This window comes from Methylophilus sp. (assembly GCF_052437885.1).
Lineage (GTDB): Bacteria > Pseudomonadota > Gammaproteobacteria > Burkholderiales > Methylophilaceae > Methylophilus.
On record NZ_JBQVPB010000003.1, the window covers coordinates 176,931 to 201,193 of the forward strand.

At 53.9% G+C, this 24,263-nt stretch carries 19 protein-coding genes; 8 read left to right on the plus strand and 11 right to left on the minus strand.

From position 1 onward, the window contains the following. Positions 1 to 5 precede the first annotated feature (5 nt). From ACT6RZ_RS04135 to ACT6RZ_RS04160, 6 genes are all read right to left on the minus strand, one after another. Positions 6 to 2,246 (minus strand): HAD-IIB family hydrolase, encoded by a 2,241-nt coding sequence (locus ACT6RZ_RS04135; protein ID WP_444700925.1) that lies wholly within the window; start codon positions 2,244 to 2,246, stop codon positions 6 to 8. Between the two features lie 312 nt (positions 2,247 to 2,558). Then, positions 2,559 to 3,116, minus strand: coding sequence for a flavin reductase family protein (locus ACT6RZ_RS04140; RefSeq protein ID WP_444700926.1), 558 nt, complete (start codon positions 3,114 to 3,116; stop codon positions 2,559 to 2,561). A 53-nt stretch (positions 3,117 to 3,169) separates the two neighbouring features. Then, positions 3,170 to 3,337, minus strand: coding sequence for a hypothetical protein (locus ACT6RZ_RS04145; protein WP_444700927.1), 168 nt, complete (start codon positions 3,335 to 3,337; stop codon positions 3,170 to 3,172). Positions 3,338 to 3,443: 106 nt separating this feature from the next. Next, positions 3,444 to 3,734: a type II toxin-antitoxin system RelE/ParE family toxin gene (locus ACT6RZ_RS04150; RefSeq protein WP_444700928.1), complete on the minus strand. Its 291-nt coding sequence runs from the start codon at positions 3,732 to 3,734 to the stop codon at positions 3,444 to 3,446. Continuing rightward, positions 3,731 to 3,955 (minus strand): addiction module protein, encoded by a 225-nt coding sequence (locus ACT6RZ_RS04155; protein WP_444700929.1) that lies wholly within the window; start codon positions 3,953 to 3,955, stop codon positions 3,731 to 3,733. The genes ACT6RZ_RS04150 and ACT6RZ_RS04155 overlap by 4 nt, the downstream gene beginning before the upstream one ends. 65 nt (positions 3,956 to 4,020) lie before the next feature. Further along, positions 4,021 to 5,799, minus strand: a complete 1,779-nt coding sequence (locus ACT6RZ_RS04160) for a glutamine--tRNA ligase/YqeY domain fusion protein (RefSeq protein WP_444700930.1) — start codon at positions 5,797 to 5,799, stop codon at positions 4,021 to 4,023. Between the two features lie 180 nt (positions 5,800 to 5,979). On the opposite strand from ACT6RZ_RS04160, the gene ACT6RZ_RS04165 reads away from it, so the two are divergent. The 3 genes from ACT6RZ_RS04165 to ACT6RZ_RS04175 are packed head-to-tail and all read left to right on the plus strand — an operon-like array spanning position 5,980 to position 8,554. Next, positions 5,980 to 6,969 carry a biotin--[acetyl-CoA-carboxylase] ligase gene (locus ACT6RZ_RS04165; protein ID WP_444700931.1) on the plus strand — a complete coding sequence of 330 codons (990 nt, stop codon included), beginning with the start codon at positions 5,980 to 5,982 and terminating at the stop codon, positions 6,967 to 6,969. Further along, a complete protein-coding gene (locus tag ACT6RZ_RS04170) occupies positions 6,966 to 7,790 on the plus strand; it encodes a type III pantothenate kinase (RefSeq protein WP_444700932.1) in 825 nt (274 codons plus the stop codon). Before ACT6RZ_RS04165 ends, ACT6RZ_RS04170 begins: the two co-directional genes overlap by 4 nt. 2 nt (positions 7,791 to 7,792) lie before the next feature. Continuing rightward, positions 7,793 to 8,554: an SPOR domain-containing protein gene (locus ACT6RZ_RS04175; RefSeq protein WP_444700933.1), complete on the plus strand. Its 762-nt coding sequence runs from the start codon at positions 7,793 to 7,795 to the stop codon at positions 8,552 to 8,554. A 93-nt stretch (positions 8,555 to 8,647) separates the two neighbouring features. Here the strand turns inward: ACT6RZ_RS04175 and lpdA are convergent, their stop codons facing one another. Beyond that, positions 8,648 to 10,432, minus strand: coding sequence for a dihydrolipoyl dehydrogenase (gene lpdA, locus ACT6RZ_RS04180; RefSeq protein ID WP_444700934.1), 1,785 nt, complete (start codon positions 10,430 to 10,432; stop codon positions 8,648 to 8,650). A gap of 111 nt (positions 10,433 to 10,543) precedes the next feature. Then, positions 10,544 to 10,879, minus strand: a complete 336-nt coding sequence (locus ACT6RZ_RS04185; RefSeq protein WP_444700935.1) for a hypothetical protein — start codon at positions 10,877 to 10,879, stop codon at positions 10,544 to 10,546. A gap of 361 nt (positions 10,880 to 11,240) precedes the next feature. On the opposite strand from ACT6RZ_RS04185, the gene ACT6RZ_RS04190 reads away from it, so the two are divergent. From ACT6RZ_RS04190 to ACT6RZ_RS04205, 4 genes are all read left to right on the plus strand, one after another. Further along, positions 11,241 to 12,824 (plus strand): glycoside hydrolase family 17 protein, encoded by a 1,584-nt coding sequence (locus ACT6RZ_RS04190; RefSeq protein ID WP_444700936.1) that lies wholly within the window; start codon positions 11,241 to 11,243, stop codon positions 12,822 to 12,824. Positions 12,825 to 12,871: 47 nt separating this feature from the next. Next, complete coding sequence (locus ACT6RZ_RS04195; protein WP_444700937.1) at positions 12,872 to 15,433, plus strand: glycosyltransferase; 2,562 nt, start codon at positions 12,872 to 12,874, stop codon at positions 15,431 to 15,433. A 147-nt stretch (positions 15,434 to 15,580) separates the two neighbouring features. Continuing rightward, positions 15,581 to 16,669 carry a PA0069 family radical SAM protein gene (locus ACT6RZ_RS04200; RefSeq protein ID WP_444700938.1) on the plus strand — a complete coding sequence of 363 codons (1,089 nt, stop codon included), beginning with the start codon at positions 15,581 to 15,583 and terminating at the stop codon, positions 16,667 to 16,669. Positions 16,670 to 16,678: 9 nt separating this feature from the next. Further along, positions 16,679 to 17,089 (plus strand): gamma-glutamylcyclotransferase family protein, encoded by a 411-nt coding sequence (locus ACT6RZ_RS04205; protein WP_444700939.1) that lies wholly within the window; start codon positions 16,679 to 16,681, stop codon positions 17,087 to 17,089. Positions 17,090 to 17,137: 48 nt separating this feature from the next. Here the strand turns inward: ACT6RZ_RS04205 and aceF are convergent, their stop codons facing one another. Together aceF and aceE are read right to left on the minus strand one after the other, a co-directional pair. Continuing rightward, positions 17,138 to 18,481, minus strand: a complete 1,344-nt coding sequence (gene aceF, locus ACT6RZ_RS04210; RefSeq protein WP_444700940.1) for a dihydrolipoyllysine-residue acetyltransferase — start codon at positions 18,479 to 18,481, stop codon at positions 17,138 to 17,140. 57 nt (positions 18,482 to 18,538) lie between these two features. Further along, positions 18,539 to 21,208 (minus strand): pyruvate dehydrogenase (acetyl-transferring), homodimeric type, encoded by a 2,670-nt coding sequence (aceE, locus tag ACT6RZ_RS04215; protein WP_444700941.1) that lies wholly within the window; start codon positions 21,206 to 21,208, stop codon positions 18,539 to 18,541. Between the two features lie 304 nt (positions 21,209 to 21,512). Here aceE and ACT6RZ_RS04220 point away from each other — a divergent pair, with 304 nt between their 5' ends. After that, complete coding sequence (locus ACT6RZ_RS04220; protein ID WP_444700942.1) at positions 21,513 to 23,018, plus strand: M17 family metallopeptidase; 1,506 nt, start codon at positions 21,513 to 21,515, stop codon at positions 23,016 to 23,018. On the opposite strand, the gene ACT6RZ_RS04225 is transcribed toward ACT6RZ_RS04220, so the two are convergent. Next, on the minus strand, positions 23,015 to 24,241 hold the full coding sequence (locus ACT6RZ_RS04225) for an FAD-dependent oxidoreductase (protein WP_444700943.1): 1,227 nt from the start codon (positions 24,239 to 24,241) through the stop codon (positions 23,015 to 23,017). The genes ACT6RZ_RS04220 and ACT6RZ_RS04225 overlap by 4 nt on opposite strands. Positions 24,242 to 24,263 lie beyond the last annotated feature (22 nt).

Consider the following 24,263-nt stretch of genomic DNA (forward strand, 5'->3'; position numbering starts at 1 on the left):
TGCTCCTAAATCACTTTTTCATCTGCAGTTTCGTGCGTTTTTTTCTTTGTTGCCCTGGCCGGCGGCTGGTCACTGGTTTTGCCGGTTTGCGCAGGCGCGCCGAATTTGTAATGCTGCATGCCTTCCAGAATGCCGTGCGCATAACTTGCCTCGGCAAAATAAATGCGGTTGACGCCTTTGAGGTGGCTGAGTTCTTCACTATGGTTACCCACCACTACCGCCATGGTATCGCCCATCAGCATCTCGATATCGTTGCCGGAATCGCCGGACACCAGGAAGTTAGCCAACGGCAGCCCCCATTTGTAAGACAGGTAGCGGATGGCGTGCCCTTTGGAGGCGCGCATGGGTAACAAATCCAGAAATTCGCCATGCGAATAAATCAATTGCGCATGCAGGTGCTCTTTACGCAGATGCGCATGGATCTCGTCCAGGGCCGGCATTTTTTTGGGGTCTACGATATAAGAGATCTTGAATTCGCGTTGATTCTCCGCCGACTGCAATTTGAGACCAGGGATCTTCTTCATGGCTTCAAGCAGGTATTCCCTGCGCCATAGATGCCGGATATGGTTGGCCCAGCCTACATCAGGGATGCTGCGCAAACCATAGTGGATCTCGGAGCCGACCGAGGTGATCAGCACATCCGGGATAGGAATACGGTTTTTACGCAAAATATCAATGGCACTTTCCAGCGGCCTGCCGGTGGCGATGCCGAAAATATTGTAGCCGGAGTTGTTTCGCAGCCAATCGACCAGAGCTTCGTGCCCCTCGCGGTTACCCAGTAAGGTGTTGTCGATATCGGTGATAAAAGCATGTTGTGCCAGCGGGATATGTGACTTGCCGTTATGAGAGGCGATCTGCTGCCTGCGCAGGTTCTTGCGCTGCTTGCGCAACAGGTTGCGCACTTCCTTGACATATTTATTCACATGGCCGGCCCAGGTGTAATGGCGTTTGACATTCAACACGCCACTCTTGGACCATTTGTGCCAGCGCGGGCTGTCAGTTAAAGCCGAGAGCAGGGTATCGCCGATTGCAGCACTATCCAGGGTATCTACCAGCAAGCCGTGGTGGCAGTTACCCAGGATATCGCGCGGGCCGCCATCGTCGGGTGCGATCACAGGCAGGCCGCAGGCTGCGGCTTCCAGCAGCGTCAGCCCGAACGGCTCGGTGAACGCCGCATTGATAAATACGCCACGGCTTTTAGCGGCCATGCGGTACATTTCAGGCACATCTTCCTGGGCATGGTTTTTAGGGATAGAGACTTTGCCCCACAGATCATAGCTATCAATATCCAGCAGCAAGTCTGTGAGTACTGTGGCCTGTGATTTTTCCAGATCACGGATATTCTCGCGGCTGCCGGCCACCAGCACCAGGTTGGCGCGCCGCTGCAAGGCCGGGTTATTGCCATAGGCGGTGATCAGGCCTTTGATATTCTTACGCAGCTCTGGCCTGCAGATGCATAAGATCATCGGCTTCTTCGGGTTATCCAGAAAGCGATTGATGCTTTGTTCAACCGTGGCCGAGATCGGCCGTCTGCCCGGCGGTAAAAAACGCGAGGTGTCGGTGCCCGGCGGGATCACGCGAAAACGCTTGGGGTCGGGGCGGGTATACATACCATATTGCAGTTCGACTTCCTGGCGGGTGCTGGTGACTATCAGCGAAGCATGTTGCACCAGAGCTTCTTCTTCGGTGATGCGGCGTTCAAAATTAAACTGCTTTTCGATTTTCTCTGCTTTACGGCCACTGGAAAGCAGGCGTTCCTGCTTGGGTTTGCCCAGAGAGTGCCCGGTATGTATCTGCGGAATGCCCAGCAACATTGAAAGCTGACGCCCTACATAACCGGCATCGGCATAGTGGGAATGGATCACATCCGGCAGCCGGCCCTGCTGGCGCAGATAATGCAGGCAGCGGTCCACCATCTGGTCCAGGTGCGGCCACAATACTTCCTTACGCAGGTAACGTTTAGGCCCGCAAGGCACGCGTATGATGCGTGCTTTATCACTGATCTTTTCTTCAGGTTGTGCATAGTCAGCGCCTACGTCGGGGTCCTGGATCAGGCGGGTGAGCAGGTCAACCTTGCTCACCTGCGGGTGGTCAGCCAGAGCCTTGGCCAGGTCGAGTACATAAGTGCACTGCCCGCCGGTATCCGCGTCTACGCCCAGCTCCAGCTCTTCGCCGCGGATCAAGCCATGAACACTGATGAGCAATACATATAAGGGGTCATTCTTTTGTTGATGTGGCGCACGCATACATTCCTAACAGCAATTTATAAAACTGGGCGGCATATCAGTCCATGTCTGGCTGATGTCTATGCCTATAGCTGGCTAGTGATGTATAGGGGAGAGGGCGATGCAAGTATATTTGCTTGTTTGAATGCATCGGCATCCGTTTCGTCGCTTTCCGTGGGAAAGCACGGTGTCACTAACCAGCAAAATTGATATATAAAGTGACACTAGCGTACAACAGAAGTTTAGTAGCGGTCTGTAGGAATCGTCTGAAAATAAAAAGCCCTGCGGGGATGCGCAGGGCTTGTGTACTAGTGATACGGGCCTATTCGGCCATCAACATTGCTGACCAGTTGCAAAAAATACGCCACCTGCAATGTGGTGTACGGTGCGTAAATCATCATGGCCGTCAAAATGCCAGCGGCCATCGCTGAATACCCGTTCATCGGCATAAGCGGCCACCACTTCAGCAATAAACAGATCGTAACTCTGCTGGTTATGCGGTTCAGGGATGATCCTGCATTCCAGCCATGCCACACAATCTTTGACCAGAGGCGCGCTGATCTCCTGTGCGGCAAACGTTTCTATGCCGTATTCAGCAAACTTGTCCGTCTCGGAAAAATCCCTGCCGCTGATACTGCCGACTTTCTTCACCATCTCGATCTGCTTTACACAAGGCAGGTTGATGGCAAACGTACCTTCCGCTTCCATCAGCTCACGCGTATAAGTTTTGCTATCGATGACCACAGTCACTTTTGGCGGTTTGAAATCCAGAGCGCATGCCCATGCCGCGGCCATGATATTGCGTTTGCCGGCATGCGCGGCCGTGATGATAGTGGTAGGGCCGTGGTTCAACAGGCGGGTGGCTTGAGAGAGTGGAATAGATTTAATCATGTCTGTACACATCTTCTTCTGTGAGACTGCAAATGCCCTTGGTGCGGACATTTTTACTTGATAGGTGACTGAGGGGCTTTAAGGTTTTGTTCGCTGGCCTGGCTAACTATGTATGGGGTGCCAAGCCTTTCGGCCTCTTGCTTGGCCTTTAATGCCGCTCGACGCAAAGCCTGATCTACATCTTGCAGTTCTTTATTAGCAGGTATTTTTTTGCTAACCATTACTTTTCCCCTGTTTCTAGCAAATTCGGTTGCGAAAATGAATTGTCATACAAGGACCAGGAGTCTGCCAGGGAAATGATATCTTAAAAATCATCTCCCTGATAACTCATATACGATTTTTCCAATAATTCGGCTCGCGATTCAAATGCATGACGGCGAGTATATAAATCTCATCATTCACGACGGAATACAGCACCCCATAAGGAAAACGGCGTACCAAGATACGCCGAATATTGTGCTCAATCATTGTCCACGCTTGTGAATGCGCTGTTATTAACTGAACTGTAGATTTGATTTCCAGATTCAGCTGTTTGCCCAGCCCTTTTTGACGTTCTTCATAATAAAAAATAGCTTCTTCAAGCTCTACAGCTGCTTCCGGGTGAAAGCGTAACTTCATGCGCCCAAGCGATGATCAATTTTTTCAAATACCGCTTCTGCTGCTAAGGTTTGCACTTTGCCAGTGCTGATCTCAGTCAAACGTTGTTGCGCTAACTTTAACCAGGCTTGTTCTATTTCAGGTTGCGTTGCATTGAGTGTTTGCAACAGGCTGTCTGCAATTATCGCGCGCTCATCAACCGGCAAGTTGGCCAACTCGGAAATAATCTCTGAGGTTTTCATCTGATAGCTCCATCCAATCGGTTGACTAACATCATGGCACCTATGTTTATTTCTGCCAAGTGTGTTTATTTCTGCCAAGTGTCCTTTAACGTCACCGTTCTATTAAAAACTGGTTTACCTGGCACGCTGTCTTTGCGGTCGGCGACAAAGTAACCGTGGCGCTCAAACTGGTAAATATCGCCGGCCTGAGCCTCTTGCGCACCTTGTTCCAGTTGCGCCGTGATCGTGGTCACTGAATCCGGGTTGATGTCATCCAGAAAGTCGCGGTCTCCGCTACCCGGATGCGCGTCTTTAAACAGGCGGTCATACAGGCGGATTTCAGCTTCATACGCATGCGCTGCGCTGACCCAGTGTATATTGCCTTTGACTTTGACGCTGTCTGAACCCGGGGTGCCGGATTTGGTGTCTGGCAGGTATTCGCAATGCACCACGGTCACATTGCCGGCAGCGTCTTTCTCGCAACCCAGGCATTTGACGACGTAGCCGTAGCGCAGGCGCACCATATTACCGGGGAACAGGCGGAAATAGCCTTTGGCAGGCTCTTCCATAAAGTCTTCGCGCTCTATCCACAGTTCTTTGGAGAGTTTGACTACGCGTTTGCCGAGATCTGGTTTTTGCGGATGGTTAGGCGCGTAGCAATCTTCTGCCTGAGCGTCCGGGTAGTTATCAATGACCAGTTTGATCGGGTCGAGTACGCCTATCTTGCGTGGTGCGGATTCGTTGAGCACTTCGCGCATGCAGTCTTCGAGTATGCTGTAATCTATCCATGAATCGGCTTTGGAAACACCGATGCGGTCGGTAAACAGTTTAAAGCCTTCCGGCGTGTAGCCGCGACGGCGCGCACCAGCCAGGGTAGGCAAGCGCGGGTCATCCCAGCCGCTAACGTGTTTTTCTTCTACCAGCTGTATCAGTTTGCGTTTGGAAAGCACGACATAAGTCAGGTTCAAACGCGCAAATTCATACTGGTAAGGCACCGGGTTGGCCAGCAAGCCGGCTTCAACCAGGCGTGCCATCAGCCAGTCATAGAACGGGCGCTGGTCTTCAAATTCCAGTGTACAGATGGAGTGGGTGATCTGCTCCAGCGCATCTTCGATCGGGTGGGCGAAGGTGTACATCGGGTAGATGCACCATAGGTCACCTGTGTTGTGGTGATGCGCGCGGCGTATGCGGTAGATGGCCGGGTCGCGCATATTGATATTAGGCGAGGCCATATCGATCTTGGCACGTAACAGCATGCTGCCGTCGGCGTGTTTGCCATCGCGCATCTCGCGGAAGATACGTAAGTTGTCCTCTGCGCTGCGGTTGCGGAAAGGCGAGTCTTTCCCTGGCTCGGTCAGCGTGCCACGGTTGATACGCACTTCTTCGGCGGTTTGTTCATCGACATAGGCATGACCATGCGTGATCAGCGCTTCTGCAGCCTGATACATCACATCGAAATAATCCGAGGCAAAATACAGGTTGGTTTCGGCACCCGTGGGGGTGCTGTTGTTCCAGCCGAAGCCCAGCCATTGCACCATGTCAGAGATGCTGTCTACGTACTCCTGGCTTTCTTTCTCCGGGTTGGTGTCGTCAAAACGCATATGGCAGACGCCGTTGTAATCACGCGCCAGGCCAAAGTTGAGGAAAATGGATTTGGCATGACCGATATGCAGATAGCCATTCGGCTCGGGCGGAAAGCGGGTGCGTATCCTGGCAAAGTCTACCTGGCCGCTGGATTGATGTGCGGCATCGCCCGGGGAGCCCGCCCAATGTTTGCTGGCATATTTGTTTTCGGCCAGGTCTTTTTCGATGATGGCACGAATAAAGTTAGAGGCGGCTGGGATCGGTTCTTTTTCTGTAGACATGGCAAATCTTGAAGTTTCTGAAGTGTGTTTATTTTACACGCTTCATCCCCTGACCCAAAACCCTTAATAGACAACGGTGATAGGCTTAGTAGCGGGCGTTAAGCCACAGGCTGTGCAAGGCGTCTATGCTAAACTGCAGGCTGTGATGAACGTCCCGGATCTAGCGCATAAAGTAACACTATGAATAAACTGGCATTTCCCATACTGGCGGTGTTGGCCGATGGCAAGTTTCACTCAGGTGAGGCACTGGCACAGCGCTTCGGCGTGACACGCGCCACGGTGTATAACGCCATCCAGGCCGCGCAGGCGATAGGCATCACGGTTTTTTCTGTGCGTGGGCGTGGTTACCGTTTACCCAAGCCGGTGACGCTGCTGGATGCCGAAACCATTTTCCAGGCTTGCGGCGAATACGCTTCATGGTTTCATTTACAGGTGCTGGCACAGGTCGATTCCACCAATCGCTATCTGATGCAGGAAAGCGCGCGTGGCGTGGCTCACGGCACCTGTGCTGTGGCGCAGGTGCAAACGGCAGGCCGCGGTCGCAGAGGCCGCAGCTGGCTTTCACAGTTGGGCGGTAGCCTGACTTTTTCATTATTGTGGCGCTTTCAGTGCGGCGCGGCGGGGCTGTCTGGCCTGAGCCTGGTGATAGGCCTGGCACTGTTGCGTGCCTTGCATGAGAGTGGCCTGACTGAGGTGCAGCTGAAATGGCCGAACGACCTGGTGGTCATGTATCAGGGGCAATGGCATAAGCTGGGTGGCATCCTGATCGAACTGCAAGGCGATATGGAAGGGCCAAGCGCGGCGGTGATAGGCATAGGCATCAACCTGGATATTGAACAGGCCATGCGCGAGCAGATAGAGCAGCCAGTGCTGGGCCTGAACCAGTTATCTGGAGAAACCTTGAATGCCAACACATTGCTGGGCCGTTGCCTGGCCGCCCTGGCTTTGCATTTGAACCAGTTCAGCGAGCACGGTTTTAGCTATTTCCAGCAATCGTGGATGGCGCACCACGCCTTTCATCAGCAGCCGGTGAATCTGTTAATGGCGAACGGGCAGGTGGTGGCCGGGCAAGTCACAGGTGTGGCAGAAGAAGGTAGCCTGCTGGTTGAGACCGCCGGTGGCCAGCAACGCTTTAATGCAGGAGAGATCAGCGTGCGGAGTGCAGCATGAAGCTATTGATAGATGCCGGCAACACGCGTACCAAGTGGGCATGGTGCCCTGAACCGCCACTGACGCTGGAAATGCATATGCAGGTGGTCGCGCTGGAAAACCAGTTATGGTTGCACGACAGCGAGTGCGCAGATAGCCAGGCCCTGCATGCCGCACTGGCGCAAGCCAGGGAGATCCTGGTCAGCAATGTTGCCGGTGCTGACTGGCTGCGATCGCTGGATGCAGTCAAAGAAAAAGTGATCCTGGTCAAGGCAAGCTCCACGCTACTGGGTCTGCAAAATAGTTACAGCCTGCCGGCCCAGTTAGGCAGCGACCGCTGGTGCAGCGTGCTGGCGGTGTGGCGATTACATCAGCAGGATGCCCTGGTGGTGACCGCTGGCACGGCGATGACCATGGATGCACTGATTCGGGATGCGCTGATTACTGATGCCCCGGTCACGCAAACTGTGGCGGCAGAGGCCAGCGCTACTTTTGCCGGCGGCAGCATACAGCCCGGCCTGCGCCTGATGTGGCAGAGCCTGCAACAGGGTACGGCGCAGCTGGATCACGACTATCCGCACAATACCGCACTCGCCTCTGGTTTTGCGCGCAATAGCCAGCAGGCGATGTGGACAGGCTGCGTGCAGGCGCTGATCGCGCCTATGGCCAGCCAGTACACGCAGTTGCAGTCATTGCTGGGCGGGCGTCAGCCGGCGTTGGTATTGAGCGGTGGTGATGCGATGATTTTGCAGAGATATTTGCCAGATGCATTGTCATTGAACGCGATTATTGTGGATAATCTGGTATTAAAGGGGCTGGCCTGTTTGGCTGAAAGTACATAACAATGAAAAGATTATTCTGGATACTGCTATTGCTGAATATAGTCGTGTTTGCCTATTTTAAACGCGACGCTTTGTCGCCCGCAGTGAGCAGCCTCAAACCCGAAGTCCATCCCGAAAGAATCAAGTTACTCAGCGCCAGTGCGCTGGAAACTTACCCCAAACGCACGGTTGCACCGGCGCAAGACACTGCATTGCTCGCCAGCCCGCCAGCGCAGGAGGTAACCCCAGCTATCGCTGAAAGCAAACCCGCCAACAAAAAGGAAACGCTCAAGACCGCCGAATCACGTCCGGCGACGGCAGGTGTGTGTTATGAGTGGAGCAGTTTTAATACCGCCAGGGTTAACGAGGCGGTCAATCTGGCACAACAATTAAACATCAAGACCCAGGTCGGCCAGCCAGTGTTCGGCCAGGAGAATATCCGTTACTGGATCTATAAACCGCCTATGGCATCCGCCGAAGCAGCGCAGACCAAAGCGGATGAGTTGCGTAAATTGGGGGTGGAAGACTTTTTTATCGTCCAGGATGACCCCAAGTGGCGCAATGCCATCTCGTTCGGCGTGTTCCGCGATGAAAAACTGGCAGATAAATTGATGGAAGACCTGAAAGCCAAAGGCGTGCGTCTGCTGATCAAGTCTACCCGCAATGGTGGCCAGGGCCAGTCGGTGATCAAACTGTTCAGTGTCTCTGCGCAACAGTTTGCAGGCTTGCAAAAGTCGCAGTCGCAATTCCCGGATGCGGTGCTTAAAGAAATCGCTTGCCAGTGATATCCCTTTATAAGTGACCATGGGCTGAGCCAAACAAAAAGCCCGCTATTTGCGGGCTTTTTGCTGTTAATAAACGTTTGAACTTAGCGTTATTTAGGCGCGTTTTTTAGGCGGCAACATATCGGTGATAGTGCCTTCCTTGAGTTCGGCGGCAAAGCATACGGTTTCCGACAACGTCGGGTGCGCATGTATGGTCAGACCCAGATCATGTGCATCCGCACCCATTTCAATGGCAAGTACCGCTTCTGCCAGCAATTCACCGGCATTGATACCAACAATACCGGCACCGATCACTCTATGGGTCTCTTTATCAAAGATCAGCTTGGTGGCGCCTTCAGTGCGTGCGATAGACAGCGCACGGCCACTGGCAGCCCAGGGGAAGCTGGCTTTATCGATCTCTATGCCTTTGGCCTTGGCTTCGGTTTCTGTGAGGCCTACCCATGCGATCTCAGGGTCGGTATAAGCGACTGATGGGATCACCGTGGCGACAAATTCGACCTTGTGGCCGGCGATCACTTCGGCAGCGACTTTGGCTTCATGCGTGGCTTTGTGTGCCAGCATAGGCTGGCCGACGATATCGCCAATGGCGAAGATATGCGGGACATTGGTACGCATCTGTTTATCAACGGCAATAAAACCTCTGTCGTCGACGGCGACGCCGGCATTTTCGGCACCTATGTTTTTACCGTTAGGACGGCGGCCGATAGAGACCAGCACGCGGTCATAGATCTGGGTTTCCTTGGGAGCGTTCGCGCCTTCAAAATCGACATGAATGCCGTCAGCTTTGGCTTCAAGTTTTGCCACCTTGGTTGAGACCATGATGCTCTCGAAGCGCTTTTCCATACGTTTCTGCAACGGACGGATCAGGTCGCGGTCAGCACCGGGGATCAAGCCATCCATAAATTCGACCACGCTGACCTTGCTGCCCAGTGCGTCATATACGGTGCCCATCTCCAGGCCTATGATACCGCCGCCGACCACCAGCATGCGGCCAGGAATATCTGCCAGTGCCAGTGCGCCGGTGGAATCCATGATACGGTCATCATCCGGTGCGCCTGGGAATTTGGTCGCCTGCGAGCCTGCGGCAATAATGGCATTGTCAAAGCCGACCAGGGTGGTTTTGCCATCGGCAGCGGTCACTGCGATCTGATTGGGGCTGGTGAATTTACCCAGGCCAGTCACCACGGTGACGCCTCTGGCCTTGGCCATTTGCGCCAGGCCGCCAGTCAATTTGTTGACCACGTCATTGGATTTCCAGTTGCGCAGCTTCTCCAGATCGATGGCCGGTTTGCCGAAACTCAGGCCATGACTTTCGGTCTCTTCAGCTTCGGTGATGACTTTAGCAGTATGCAACAGCGCTTTGGAAGGGATACAGCCGACGTTCAGGCAGACACCACCCAGGGTAGGGTAGCGCTCGACCAGCACCACTTTCAGGCCGAGGTCAGCAGCGCGGAAAGCGGCAGTGTAGCCGCCAGGGCCTGAGCCCAGTACCATCACCTGGCAAGTCACATCGTGATTGCCGGTAGCCACTGCAGCTTGCGGTGCTGTGGTCTTGTTTTCGGAGTTGGGCGCAGCAACTGGTGCAGTGGCCGCTGCTGGCGCAGGCTGGTCCGGTTTGGTTTCCGGGCTTGCAGTGGCTGCGCTTTCCAGCAGCAGGATCAGGCTGCCTTTGGCGACCTTGTCGCCGACCGCGATCTTGAGTTCTTTCACGACACCGGCGTGAGAAGAGGGGATGTCCATGGACGCTTTATCAGATTCGACTGTCACCAGTGAATCTTCTTTGTCTATGGTGTCGCCGACCGCGACTAATACCTCGATCACATCGACGCTGTCAAAATTGCCGATATCCGGCACCAATACTTCAACCATTTGACTCATGAAAACCTTACGTTCAGAAGAATTCTGCTATTTTAACACCAAAAAAACGATATCAGTTTTAGCGTGTTCAGCTGTCCTAGCGGCTAGACTTTCTTATCTGCTAGACTTTACTTATCTGTTAGTCACCGGGATTTTTCCATTGGCGGGTGCCGAAAGCAGGATAGGTTTTTGCGTGCAGGTTTCGTGGCCGTAATTGCCGCCGGTATCATCAGGCTCATAATAGTCATTCTTGAAAGACCACAGCTTGCCTGCTTTGGTGAACTGGCCCAGGCCGGTAGAAAACTCTGCAAATTTGGCATCAGACAATTTAAATGTCATGGCCAGTTGTTTGCCGCGGGTTATGGTCTGGCCGGTATAGCTTTGCTTGTTCTCGGTATGCGTCGCCAGGTCGTACACGGCGATCTGTGAGGTGCTGTTACGACGGTTCTTCTTCAGGTAGATCGTCACTTCATAATCACCTACAGCGATGTTGTTGCCTTTGCACAGGTACTCACCGCTGTAATCAGTACTAACAACAGCAGGGGCTGCGGAGGCAGAAAGGGAGAAAGCGGATAGCAAACAAATTGCTGTTAAACTGGATTTAACGTTCATATGACTTCTGAGATAGTTATTTGGGCGAGATAGGGTTAAAAGCAAGCAGTTTGAGCCATGCTTTTTGAATATCGTTTCATCATAATTCCATTTACTTAAATCACCAAGTCTCTTTTAGCAATCTGGCGTTTGCGCTTAATCGCTTGTAGGACGCAAGCCGCGGCTATTTGTGAGAGAATACCAGCTCTTTATACAGAGTCGGTTGTCAAATCCCATCATGGTACAACGTTCGTTTTTTCGTATTCCAGCGTTATTCTGGGCCAGCCTGTTTCTGATAGGCACAGTGTTTTATGTGTGGCGCCTGCAACAACCCCAGCCATTGATAGAGGTGCCTTCTGACGTCCTGCCGCTGCAATGCGTTTCGTATGCACCTTATTACAAGCCAGGCATGAACCCTACACTCAAGGATACTTTTGTCGACCCGCTGCAGATAGAGCAGGATCTGCAGGCGCTGTCCAAAGTGACTAAATGTCTGCGTACCTATTCTGTGTCGCAAGGGCTGGATCATGTACCCAAGGCGGCGCAAAAATTCGGCATGCAGGTGATACTCGGCGCCTGGATAGGCTGGGTCGATGCCGATAACCGCAAAGAGCTGGAACTGGCGGTGCAGCAGGCTAACCAGTACCCTGACACCGTGCGTGGCCTGGTAGTGGGCAATGAAGTGTTGCTGCGCGGCGAGCAGAGCGAAGCCAAGATGCATGAATATCTGCAATGGGCAAAACAGCATACCAAAGTGCCATTGACCTATGCCGATGTCTGGGAGTTTTGGCTGAAGTACCCGACGCTGGAGCAAGAGGTAGATTTCGTCACTGTGCATATCCTGCCTTACTGGGAGGATAAACCCGTGGCGATAGACGAGGCTGTGGCACACACGGCGTCGGTGATGGGGCATCTGGGCACCGTGTTCAAAAAACCATTGCTGATAGGTGAGACCGGCTGGCCGTCGCAAGGGCGCCAGCGTTTCCGTGCCAAACCCAGCGTGGTGAACCAGGTGCTGTATGTACGCGGCTTTTTGCAGGCCGCCAAGCAGACCGGCTGGCAATACAACATCATAGAAGCCATGGATCAGCCGTGGAAGCGCGAGCTGGAAGGCACGGTAGGCGGCTTCTGGGGTATTTTTAACGATCAGCTGCAACCAAAATTCAATTTGCAGGGTCCAGTATCAGAACGCTCCGACGGTTGGCTGCCTTATATTATCGCCCTGGTGCTGGCAGCCGGTGCGGTCGCTTACGGCATACATAAAAAGTTACCCGCCAGCCAGAAAGTGCTGCTGGGCGTAGTGGCTGCTACTCTCGCCCTGCATGGCTATCTGCAAGTGGATTATGTGCAGCTGGCCGCCCGTAACCCGCTGGAGTTTGCCGCGCTGGGCGGTTTTGTCCTGCTAGGCTGGGGTCTGCTGCTGTTGCAATTGCGACACTGGTTAGGCCTGGCACCCAGGTCATGTGTCGAGCAGTGCCTGCTGCGCTTGTTCGCCATAGGCCTGTTTGTCACCAGTGCCGGACTGGCTTTTAATGGACGTTACCTCGATTTCCCGCTGATCCTGTCATGGTTGCCTTTGGTAGGTCTGCTGATCTCTGTGCTGTCTATCCGGCAGCCTGAGGCGGCATCAGCCCAGCTGCAACAGACCGGCATCTGGTTCACGGTGGTGATGGTATTGCTGGCAGCCAATCTGTCTGTCGCAGTGGCCATGATGGAACCCGGAAACCTGACCGCCTGGTGGTGGACCCTGGTCTGCGGCCTGGCATTATTTGTATTGCCGGCCAAAAGCATGCAAGTGGCGCACAAAGCCACTTGTGACTGATCGCCGGCATCGTTAAAGAATACGCATCGTTTAAGAAAGTGTGAGAAGTGATACTGTCCTGGTTTAAAAAACTGATCCCTGGCCTGGTGTTTGCCATTTTGTTTTCTGCATTGCACTTCGGGGTCTGGGCGCTGGCAAACCGCGCTTTGCCGCTGATCAGTGTAAAACCTGCCGTAAACGGGTTTGCCTACAGTGGTTACCGGGGTGACCAGAGCCCGCTGGATGGGCAACATCCGAGCACGGCAGAACTGGCGGAAGACCTGGACCTGATGTCCAAGCATACCAAGCATATCCGTATGTATTCTTCCCTGGACCTGAACGAGACCATTCCGCTGGCAGCCAGACGCAATATGAAGGTGATCGCCGGGGCGTGGATAGATACCGATGGTGCAAAAAACACCCGCGAAGTTTCCGCCTTGCTTGAAAAGATCGAGAACTACAGCAATATCGATCGCGTCATTGTCGGTAACGAGTCATTGCTGCGTAATGATCTGCCGACCGAAGCACTGATCAAATACCTGGATTTTGTCCGCGAACACAGTACGGTGCCGGTCTCCACGGCCGAGCCATGGCACGTATGGCTCAAGCACCCTGAACTGGTCAAGCATGTGGATTACATCGCCGTACATCTGCTGCCATACCACGAAGGTGTGCCGGTTGAAGGCGCGGTGCAATACACCATAGAGCGTTACAACCAGCTGATGAAGGCTTTCCCGCGTAAAAAGATCGTCATCACCGAGGTGGGCTGGCCTAGCCGTGGGCCTTCCATAGGCGCCTCTGTCGCCAGTGAAGTCAACCAGGCACGCTTTATCCGCGAATTCCTGGCGCGTAATTCTATCGAGGACCTCGATTTCTACCTGATGGAAGCCTTTGACCAGCCATGGAAAGTAGCGCTGGAAGGCTGGGCGGGTGCCTATTGGGGCATGTACAACGCTGACCGTCACCAGAAATACTCTTTACAGGGCGCAGTGCCGCCAAATACGCGCTGGATAGCCAAAGCCACCTGGTCTACGGTGCTGGCGTTCATCCCCATGATGTTTATCGCCTGGCGCTTCAAGCATTGGGGTATAGGCGGTGTGCTGTCTATGGCCATATTGTTCCAGGCGTGTATCACCACGCTGACCATCGCCTGGAACCTGCCTGGGGATTACTACTACACCTTGCGCGATTTCGTGGTGCTGATAGGCCTGATCCTGGCCATCGCCCTCACTTCCATGGTGTTGATGATTTACGCCGCAGAGTTCAGCGAGGTGATGTTCAAACCACAATGGCGGCGCTTATTCAAACGTGCCACCCCGGTGCCTGCCGATGAAGAACTGTTTGTTTCCATCCACCTGGCCTGTTATAACGAGCCGCCGGATATGGTGATCGCGACCATAGATAGCCTGCTGAATTTGAACTATACGCACTATGAAGTGATCGTGGTCGATAACAACACCAAAGACGAAGCCAAGTGGAAGCCTATCGAAGCCTATATGGCGACCTTGCCGGACAACTTCCATTTTTATCACTTGCCTTCGTGGCCTGGCTTTAAGGCCGGTGCGCTGAATTTCGCGCTGGATAAGACCCACCCGGACGCCCAGGTGGTCGGTGTGGTCGATGCCGACTACGTAGTGACTACAGACTGGCTGTCTGACCTGGTGCCGCATTTCCGCGAGACTCAGGTGGCCGTGGTGCAGGCACCGCAGGCGCACCGTGAATGGGAGAACCAGTTCTTCCACCGCATGTGTAACTGGGAGTTCGAAGGCTTTTTCCGCATAGGCATGCATCACCGCCACGAACGCAACGCCCTGATCCAGCATGGCACCATGACACTGATACGACGCGATTCGCTGCAGACTCTGGGTGGCTGGTCTGAGTGGTGCATCTGTGAAGACACCGAACTCGGCTTGCGCCTGCTCGAAAACAAAATGGAGCTGCGCTATATCGACGAAACCTTTGGCCGTGGCCTGACACCGGCCAACTTCAAGGCACTCAAGTCGCAGCGCAATCGCTGGGCGTTCGGCGCCATGCAGATCCTCAAACACCATATGCCTAAACTGCTGGGTAAATCAACGCTGGATTTCAGCCAGCGCTACCATTTCCTCACTGGCTGGTTCGGCTGGTTCGGTGAAGCGCTGCAACTGATATTCACGCTGGGTTCGGTGTTATGGACCATAGCCATGCTGGTATTCCCCAAACACTTCAGTTTGCCGGTAGTGGTGATGATAGTACCTATCTTATGCTTCCTGGCGATCAAGGCCATTTTGGGGCCGGTGCTCTACCGCAAAACCATGCATTGCAGCTGGACTGATATTTTCGGCGCCTCGCTGGCCAGTCTGGGCCTGTCGCATGCGATTGCCAGAGGCATCATAGGCGGCCTGACCCACAAAGCCGGCGTGTTCGTGGTGACTAACAAAACCAAGGCCAAACTCAGCAACTGGCAATTGATAGACCCGATCAAAGAAGAGCTGATGATACTTATCCTGCTGGTGTTAAGCGGTTCTGCCATGCTGTACGCGCGTGGTTTCAGCAATCTGGACGCACAATTATGGGTCTCCATGCTGGCTTTGCAATCGCTGCCGTACTGGAGTGCAGTGGCTTGTCAGTGGATCTCTGAAAAGCGCTGATCAGTTTCTAAAATAATTAGTGACTTCATAAAAAACGTTAATCGATTTGACCATCGATTAACGTTCTTTTTAACTTAAGGTTTTGGCAGGTTAAAAACAACAACGAATAGCATTTTGTCAGAGGCCTTTTTTCAGGAATGATGTTCTATGAATGAAAAACCTCTTATCTACAAGGGCAGGGCGGCCAGCAGCAACCAGGCCAGCCGCTTTGACCCTTACAGCCGCGAGTCGCTGGACGATGGCTGGGGCAGCCTGGATGAAGCAGCCCCGCCGTTACGCACAGAGGTGAGGCTGGACGCCAGCAAGTCAGTCATCAACTATATCCAGTCACCAGACCTGCCTTTTGACCGCACCCTGAACCCTTACCGGGGTTGCGAGCATGGCTGCATCTATTGTTATGCGCGTCCTACCCATGCTTTTTTAGGCATGTCACCCGGCCTCGATTTCGAATCAAAGTTACTGATGAAACCGGATGTAGTCGAGTTGCTCAAAAAGGAACTGGCGCATCCGAAATACAAATGCGCGCCAATAGCGCTAGCGATGAATACCGATGGCTACCAGCCGATAGAACGCGAATACCAGCTTACGCGCAAGGTGATAGCGGTGCTTAGTGCAGCCAATCATCCTTTTAGCCTGGTCACCAAATCATCGTTAGTTGAACGTGATATTGATCTGATCGCACCCATGGCCGCCAAAGGGCTGGCCAGCATATACCTGAGCATCACCACCCTGGACAGACAAATTGCACGCCGCCTGGAACCACGCGCCGCTGCACCTGAACGGCGCTTTGAGACCCTGCGCAAACTGAGCGAGGCAGGCATTCCTACCGGCGTCATGGTGGCGCCTGTGATTCCGGCATTGACCGACAATCATCTGGAACAGATACTGGAAAAAGCCTATCAGGCAGGCGCACGCAAGGCAGGCTATGTTTTTCTGCGTTTACCGCATGAACTGACCAGCTTGTTTGAAGAATGGTTGCAGCAGTACTTCCCGTTAAAAGCGGCACATGTCATGAGCCTGGTGAAACAAAGCCGGGGTGGCAAGAGCTATCAAAGTGACTTTGGCAAACGTATGCGAGGAGAGGGTATTTTTGCGGAGTTGCTAGCGAGCCGTTTCAAGTTAAGTTGCCACAAGCTGGGAATGTCTGGTGAGCGTACTGGTTTCCGTACCGATTTGTTTGCGGTACCACACGCATGGCGGCAAAATCCCCTAGACCCTCAGTTGGCCTTGTTTTAATTGACTATTATGTCTGATCTGCTATTCGTGTATGGCACTCTGCGTAAAGGCAATTCAAACAGTATGGCCGAGTATCTGTCCACGCAGGCTGAGTTTTTGACGCAAGGCCGGTTTCAGGGTCGTATGTACCAGATCAGCTATTATCCTGGCGTGCTGGCTTCTGGCAACGCGAATGAGCAGGTATGTGGTGAGGTTTATCGCTTGCATGATGCGCAAGCTACACTGAGCATACTGGATGAATATGAAGAATGCAGCTCGCAAGACGTGCAGACTGCTGAATATAAACGGGTGACGACGCGCATAGATGGACTGGACGGGAATGTATTCGAACAGGTCTGGATCTATCTTTATCAATGGCCGGTCACTGAACAGCGGGTGATCAAAACCGGTGATTTTATGCAGATGCTGCAGAAAGCCTGATAAAAACAAAGGCGCTTGAAGCGCCTTTGTTTTTATCTGTAGCAAGAATTACAGCAACAACCTTCTCACATCGCTCAGCATCACACGCAGGTGGCTGGTGAATCTTGCGCCATCGGCACCATCGATCACACGGTGATCATATGACAGAGATAGTGGCATGATCAGGCGGGCATCAAAGCCGCCGGAGTCTTTGTTAAACACAGGCTGCATGGCTGCACGCGAAACACCCAGGATAGCGACTTCTGGGCAGTTGATGATTGGTGTGAACATGGTGCCGCCTATACCGCCCAGGCTGGAGATGGTAAAGCAGCCGCCCTGCATCTCTTCGACCTTCAGTTTGCGCTCGCGCGCTTTGGCCGACAGGTCAGCCAGGTCACGGGCAATGTCCATCACGTCTTTCTGGTTGACGTCGCGCACCACTGGCACGACCAGGCCATCCGGCGTGTCGCAGGCAAAACCGATGTTGTAGTATTGCTTGAGGATCAGGCTATCACCTTCTGGTGACAGTGAAGCATTGAAGTTAGGGTAAGTGCGCAATGCATTGACCACCGCCTTCATCAGGAAAGCCAGCAATGTCAGTTTCACGCCGCGTTTTTCCGCTTCAGCCAGCATGGACTTGCGGAAATCTTCCAGGTCGGTAATGTCGGCTTCATCAAATTGAGTGACGTGCGGTGCAGTCACCCAGTTGCGGTGCAGGTTGGCACCAGACAGCTTTTTGATACGTGACAGCGGCTTGCTCTCAATCGCACCAAACTGGCTGAAATCGATCACCGGCATAGGCAGAGTGCTCAGGCCTGTGCCCACGCCCATATTTTCGCTGCGTGGCTTGGATAGCTCGCCTTTGACATAGGCTTGCACGTCGCTTTGTACGATGCGGTTCTTAGGGCCCGTGGCTTTCACCAGTGACAGATTCACGCCCAGCTCACGCGCGAATTTGCGTACTGAAGGGCTGGCGTGAGCCAGTTTGCCAGAGCTGGCTACGCTGGATTCTGCCACCGGGTTGGGGGTAGCTTGCGGTTGTACCACTTTTGGCGCTTCAGCCACCGGGCGGCTAGGCTCGGGGATGGCGACGGTTTTTTCATCCACTTTCACCGTTGCCACCACCGGTGTTGCGGTCGGTTGCGGGGCAGGCTTCTCGGCAGGTGCTGCTTCGCCGGCAGTATCCAGGGTGATGATCAGGGCACCCTGCTTGGTCTTGTCACCCACGCTGATGTGGATCTCCTTGACCACGCCCGCCAGAGAGGAGGGGATATCCATCGAAGCTTTGTCAGATTCAACGGTAATCAAAGAATCTTCTTTGGCGACCGTGTCACCTACGCTGACCAGGACTTCAATGACGTCTACTGTGTCAAAGTTGCCGATATCTGGTACGAGAACTTCTTTTAAGCTCATGTATTAAACCTTTATAAAAACGCGGTACCGCACAACAAGCAGTACCGGTGTCACTTGTTAAATCGTTGTCGGGTTGGCGCGGCTGATATCGATATTGTATTTCTTGATCGCTTCAACTGCTTTGCTGGCTGGTAATTTGCCATCGTCAGCCAGAGCTTTCAGCGCGGCCAATACCACGTAGTAACGGTCCACTTCAAAGAAGCTACGCAATGCTTCGCGCGAGTCAGAGCGGCCGTAACCGTCGGTACCCAGAGCCACAAAGCGGTTGGGTACAAAGTTGCGGATCTGGTCAGCGAATGAGCGCATGTAATCGGTAGATGCGATCACCGGGCCTTCTGCTTTGGCCAGCGACTGGGCCACGTAGCTCAGGGTCGGTTTGGCTTCAGGGTTGAGCAGGTTCTTACGCTCGGCATCTATGCCTTCCCTACGCAATTCGGTAAAGCTGGTCACGCTCCAGATATCGGCAGACACGCCCCAGTCTTTTTCCAGCAACTCGGCCGCCGCAATCACTTCGCGCAGGATCACGCCTGAACCCATCAATTGCACTTTCGGGCCTTTGGCTTTCGATTTGCTAAAGCTGTACATGCCTTTGAGTATGCCTTCGGCACTGCCTTCCGGCATGGCCGGGTGGGTGTAGTTCTCGTTCATCAGGGTGATGTAGTAATACACATCTTCCTGGTTCTGCACCATGCGGCGCATACCTTCCTGAATGATCACGGCCAGCTCGTAAGAGAAAGTCGGGTCGTAGCTCACGCAGTTAGGGATAGTGGCAGACATCAGGTGGCTGTGGCCATCTTCGTGCTGCAAGCCTTCACCGTTGAGGGTGGTACGGCCAGCAGTCGCTCCCAGCAGGAAACCACGCGCACGGCTGTCACCAGCAGCCCAGGCAAAGTCGCCTATGCGCTGGAAACCAAACATGGAGTAGTAGATGTAGAACGGGATCATTTGTGTGCCGGTCACGCTGTAAGACGTGGCGGCAGCCAGCCAGCTGGCGAATGAACCGGCTTCGTTGATGCCTTCTTCCAGGATCTGGCCGCTTTGTGATTCTTTATAGAACATCACCTGGTCGGAATCCTGTGGCTCATACAACTGGCCGACAGATGAGTAAATGCCTAATTGACGGAACATGCCTTCCATACCAAAGGTACGCGCTTCATCCGGCACGATAGGCACTACATATTTACCGATCTGCTTGTCGCGCACCAGGGTAGACAGGATACGCACGAACGCCATGGTGGTAGAGATCTCACGCTCGCCAGTTGCGCCCAGCATGTTTTCAAAGGCGGACAACTCAGGCACGGTCAGCTCGTTACCTTTGCGTCTACGGGCCGGCACAAAGCCGCCCAAAGCCGCACGACGTTCCATCATGTATTTGATTTCCGGGCTATCTGCGCCAGGATGGTAGTAAGACAGGCTTTCTACCTGCTCATCAGTCAATGCCAGGTCAAAGCGGTCACGGAAAGCTTTCAGTGAAGAAATATCCATGCTCTTTTGCTGGTGAGTGGTGTTCTGACCTTCACCGGCGTCGCCCATGCCGTAACCTTTAACGGTCTTGGCCAGAATCACGGTAGGCTGGCCTTTGTGGTTGACTGCTGCATGGTAAGCTGAGTAGACCTTGTGCGGGTCATGACCACCACGGTTCAGGCGCCAGATATCGGCGTCGGACATGGCAGCCACCATTTCGCGCAGTTCAGGATATTTGCCAAAGAAGTGCTCACGCGTGTACGCGCCACCTTTTTGCTTGAAGTTCTGATATTCGCCATCCACGCACTCTTCCATGCGTTTGCGCAGCAGGCCGTCTTTATCCATAGCCAGCAACGGATCCCAGTAAGAACCCCAGATGACTTTGATCGCGTTCCAGCCGGCACCACGGAAGTTGGATTCCAGTTCCTGGATGATCTTGCCGTTACCACGTACCGGGCCATCCAGGCGTTGCAGGTTACAGTTGATGACGAAGATCAGGTTGTCCAGGCCTTCGCGCGCGGCCAGAGAGATAGCGCCTTGTGATTCCGGCTCATCCATCTCGCCATCGCCGCAGAATACCCATACTTTGCGGTCAGCGGTGTCTGCGATACCGCGGTTATGCAGGTATTTGAGGAAACGTGCTTGATAGATGCCCGCCAATGGGCCCAGACCCATGGATACGGTAGGGAACTGCCAGAAATCCGGCATCAGCCATGGATGAGGGTAGCTGGAGAGGCCATTGCCGGCGGTCTCCTGGCGGAAATTATCCATTTGCTCTGCGGTGATGCGGCCTTCAAGGAAAGCACGCGCGTAAACGCCTGGTGATGAGTGGCCCTGGAAATAGACGCAGTCACCGCCGAAGCTTTCATTCGCCGCGCGGAAAAAGTGGTTAAAGGCAACGTCATACAAAGTCGCTGCTGACTGGAAGCTGGCAATGTGACCACCTATGCCTGGCGATTTTTCGTTCGCGCGCAGCACGGTCATGATGGAGTTCCAGCGGATCAGTGCGCGTATGCGGCGCTCCATTTCAGGGTCACCAGGCAGTTTGCTTTGCTGGTGCGTTGGAATGGTGTTGACGTAGGAGGTAGTTGCTTTGTACGGCAAATGGCCGCCGGAACGGCGGGCCTGATCTATCATTGCTTCCAGCAGGAAGTGGGCACGTTCCGGCCCTTCATTCTCAATTACTGCACTGAGTGCGTCTAACCATTCCTGGGTTTCTTGAGCATCAGTTTCATTGAGGTGTGCTTGCGAATGCGTTGCCATGCGTGAGGATTCTCCGAGTTTTAAGTCGCTGTGCGTATAATCCAGGTCTGTACTTAAGCAAGTATCAGTGCCTGGAGTTGAGCAATTGTTGATTACCAAGAAGGGGTTCCGAAATCGGATACTTGTTATTTTAATGGTATCACGTTGCGCGTCCCCATAGTGATGCGGGAGGCCAACCTTTCAATCAGCCGTAAGTGTCTCTTTTTTGGTGCTTTTGGTCAAGTTTTGCATGAATTAACAATGGCTAACTACAGGTATTTGCTACGTTTATTTGATATTTTATATAAGAGTGTTTTCTGACTGTATGCCGATCAACTGGACCCAAGATTTTGAGATAAACGAAACCGCCATGCTGGATTTTTCACAGCATCTGCTGCTGGTGTTTGTCGATGCCCTGCCTGAAACCATGCCGTTCCAACTGGCAATAACGCATAAACTCAAGCGCAGCCAGCAGTCTTTAGCGGATATGGCTAAAAAGCCTGTCAGCCTGGAGCTGGCGAACGGAGCACTGGTCAGCGCAGTGCAGATAGCCACTGCGCTATCGGTATTTGAGCAGCAGACCTTGCTCAGGCAGGCGGTCCAACCCTTGCTGGCTGAACGTCCGCATAGCCTTGCCATCGCGGTAATCGCGAACCACAGCAGCCAGCAGCATAGCAGCCGTATCGCCCGCCACGCGGCGTATGTGGCGGTGGTGAATGCGCAGAAGCTGCCAGTGCTCAAGCGCGAGTCCAAATCCGATTCACAGTCCGATTTAAAGTCTGGCGAGCTGCGGGATATCCGTGTCTTTGGTGTCCAGGCACTGCCCTGGGTTGCCGAAGTCGAGGCGACGGTGGCTGGCAATACTTTGTGCCGCACACTCACGCTCACGCCGCCCAATCAGCAAACGCCGCAGCTCTATCGCGAACGTTTGCAGGCGATGGCGGCCAGCCAGCACTGGCAATATGCAGAGTGGGGCTACCAGCAGCTGGCAGCCATGGGGGCGGGCGCATTCGTGGCCGTGGCACAAGGCTCTGCGGCGCAAGATGCCGCTATCGTCAAACTATCCTACCGGCATGCGCAGGCGCAAAAAACCATCGCCCTGGTCGGCAAAGGCATTTGCTTTGATACTGGTGGCCATAACCTGAAGTCGGCCAAATACATGCAGGGCATGCACCAGGATATGAATGGCAGTGCGGTGGCGGTGGGCGTGCTGCAGGCCATCAGCGCGCAACAGCTGGCGGTGAATGTCGATTGCTGGCTGGCGATCGCGCAGAACCATATCGGTCCGCATGCCTACAAGCAGAATGATGTAGTCACCGCGCTGAATGGCATGAGCATAGAGATCGTGCATACCGATGCCGAGGGGCGTATGGTGCTGGCCGATACCCTGACCCTGGCCAGTCGTGAGCAGCCGGATGTGATGCTGGATTACGCCACGCTCACCGGCAGCATGCAGACGGCACTGGGCTCACGCATGAGTGGCATAGTCGCCAATCGCGCTGAATTGAGTGAGCAGATGGTGGCGGCCGGCATGGCCAGTGGCGAGCGCGTGGTGGCTTTCCCCTATCCGCAGGATTATGACAGTGAACTGGATAGCGAGATCGCCGATATCAAGCAATGCACCATGGAAAGCGATGCAGACCATATCATCGCTGCGCGCTTTCTAGGCAAGTTTATTGAGCAGGATATCGCATGGTGCCATGTCGACCTGTCTGCTTATGCGCACAAAGACGGGCTGGGCGCGGTCGCCAGCGAGGTCAATGGTTTCGGCGTCGCCTTGACCTTGCGCTGGCTAGAGGGGCTGCTGGCTGCAGAGAGTGCGCAGGCCTAACCGCAGGCGCCGCAGCGTGCCAGCCACTCACGGCCTTTGAGCATCAGGTTCCAGTACAGCCAGGGTAAAACATACTTCTTCAACAGCCAGGCAGAGCGGCGTGGTTTGGTCGAATCCCAGGGGAAAGTCGGCACTATCTTGCCGCCATAGCCAAACTCGGCAAGTATGATCCTGCCTTTTTCTACCGTCAGCGGGCAGGAGCCATAACCATCATAACGCGATGGCAAGGCCAGACCTTGCCGCTGTGCCAGCAGGTTTTCGGCGGCGATCACCACCTGCTTGCGTGCGGCAGCCGCTGTTTTGGCGTTAGGGGTATTGGTGCAATCACCTACACCAAAGATCTCGGGGTACTTCACGTGCTGCAAGCTGTGCTGATCGACTTCCACCCAGCCGTCTGCATTGGCGAGCGGGCTTTGCCTGATGAAATCCAGCGCTGTTTGTGGCGGCACCACATGCAGTAAATCAAAAGTTTTGCTGATGCGGCTGACATTGCCGTCTGCATCCTTGACATTGAACCAGGCAGTTTTAGTCTGGCCATCCACTTCCACCAGGGTGCTATTCAGGTTGAGGTCCACCTGATAACGGCGGATATACTGCATCAACGGCTCTACGTATTCCTTCACGCCAAACAAGGCTGGGGTAGAGGTGTAAAACGAGGCTTTGATGTTAGCCAGGCGGCCCTTGCCCAGCCATTCGGCGCAGGAAAGATAAAGGGCTTTTTGCGGTGCGCCTGCGCATTTGATAGGCATGGCTGGTTGCGTGAAGATCGCGACGCCGGATTGCAACTCCTGCACCAGTTTCCAGGTATACGGCGCGAGGTCAAAGCGGTAATTGGAAGTGACCCCATGTTGACCCAGGGTCGCGCTGAGGCCCTTAATGCCTTCCCAGTCCAGTTTCAGTCCGGCGGCCACCACTAGTTGTTCATATTGAATATCGCCCAGCGTGGCGGTGCTGACTGTTTTGTCAGCCGGATTGAAGGCAGTCACCGCGCTCTGCAACCAGGTCACTCCGTCAGGAATGGCCTGCGCCATGGGCCTGACGGTTTTATTCACATCAAACTCACCGGCACCCACCAGGGTCCATGCCGGTTGGTAATAATGCTGGGCAGAAGGCTCAATGATGGCGATCTTCAGCGCCGGTGCGCGTTTTTTCAGGCTGGCGGCGATGGCACAGCCTGCGCTGCCGCCGCCGACGATGACTACTTCAAATACACGGTTGCTCATAGGTCTGCTTGCTCATATTAAG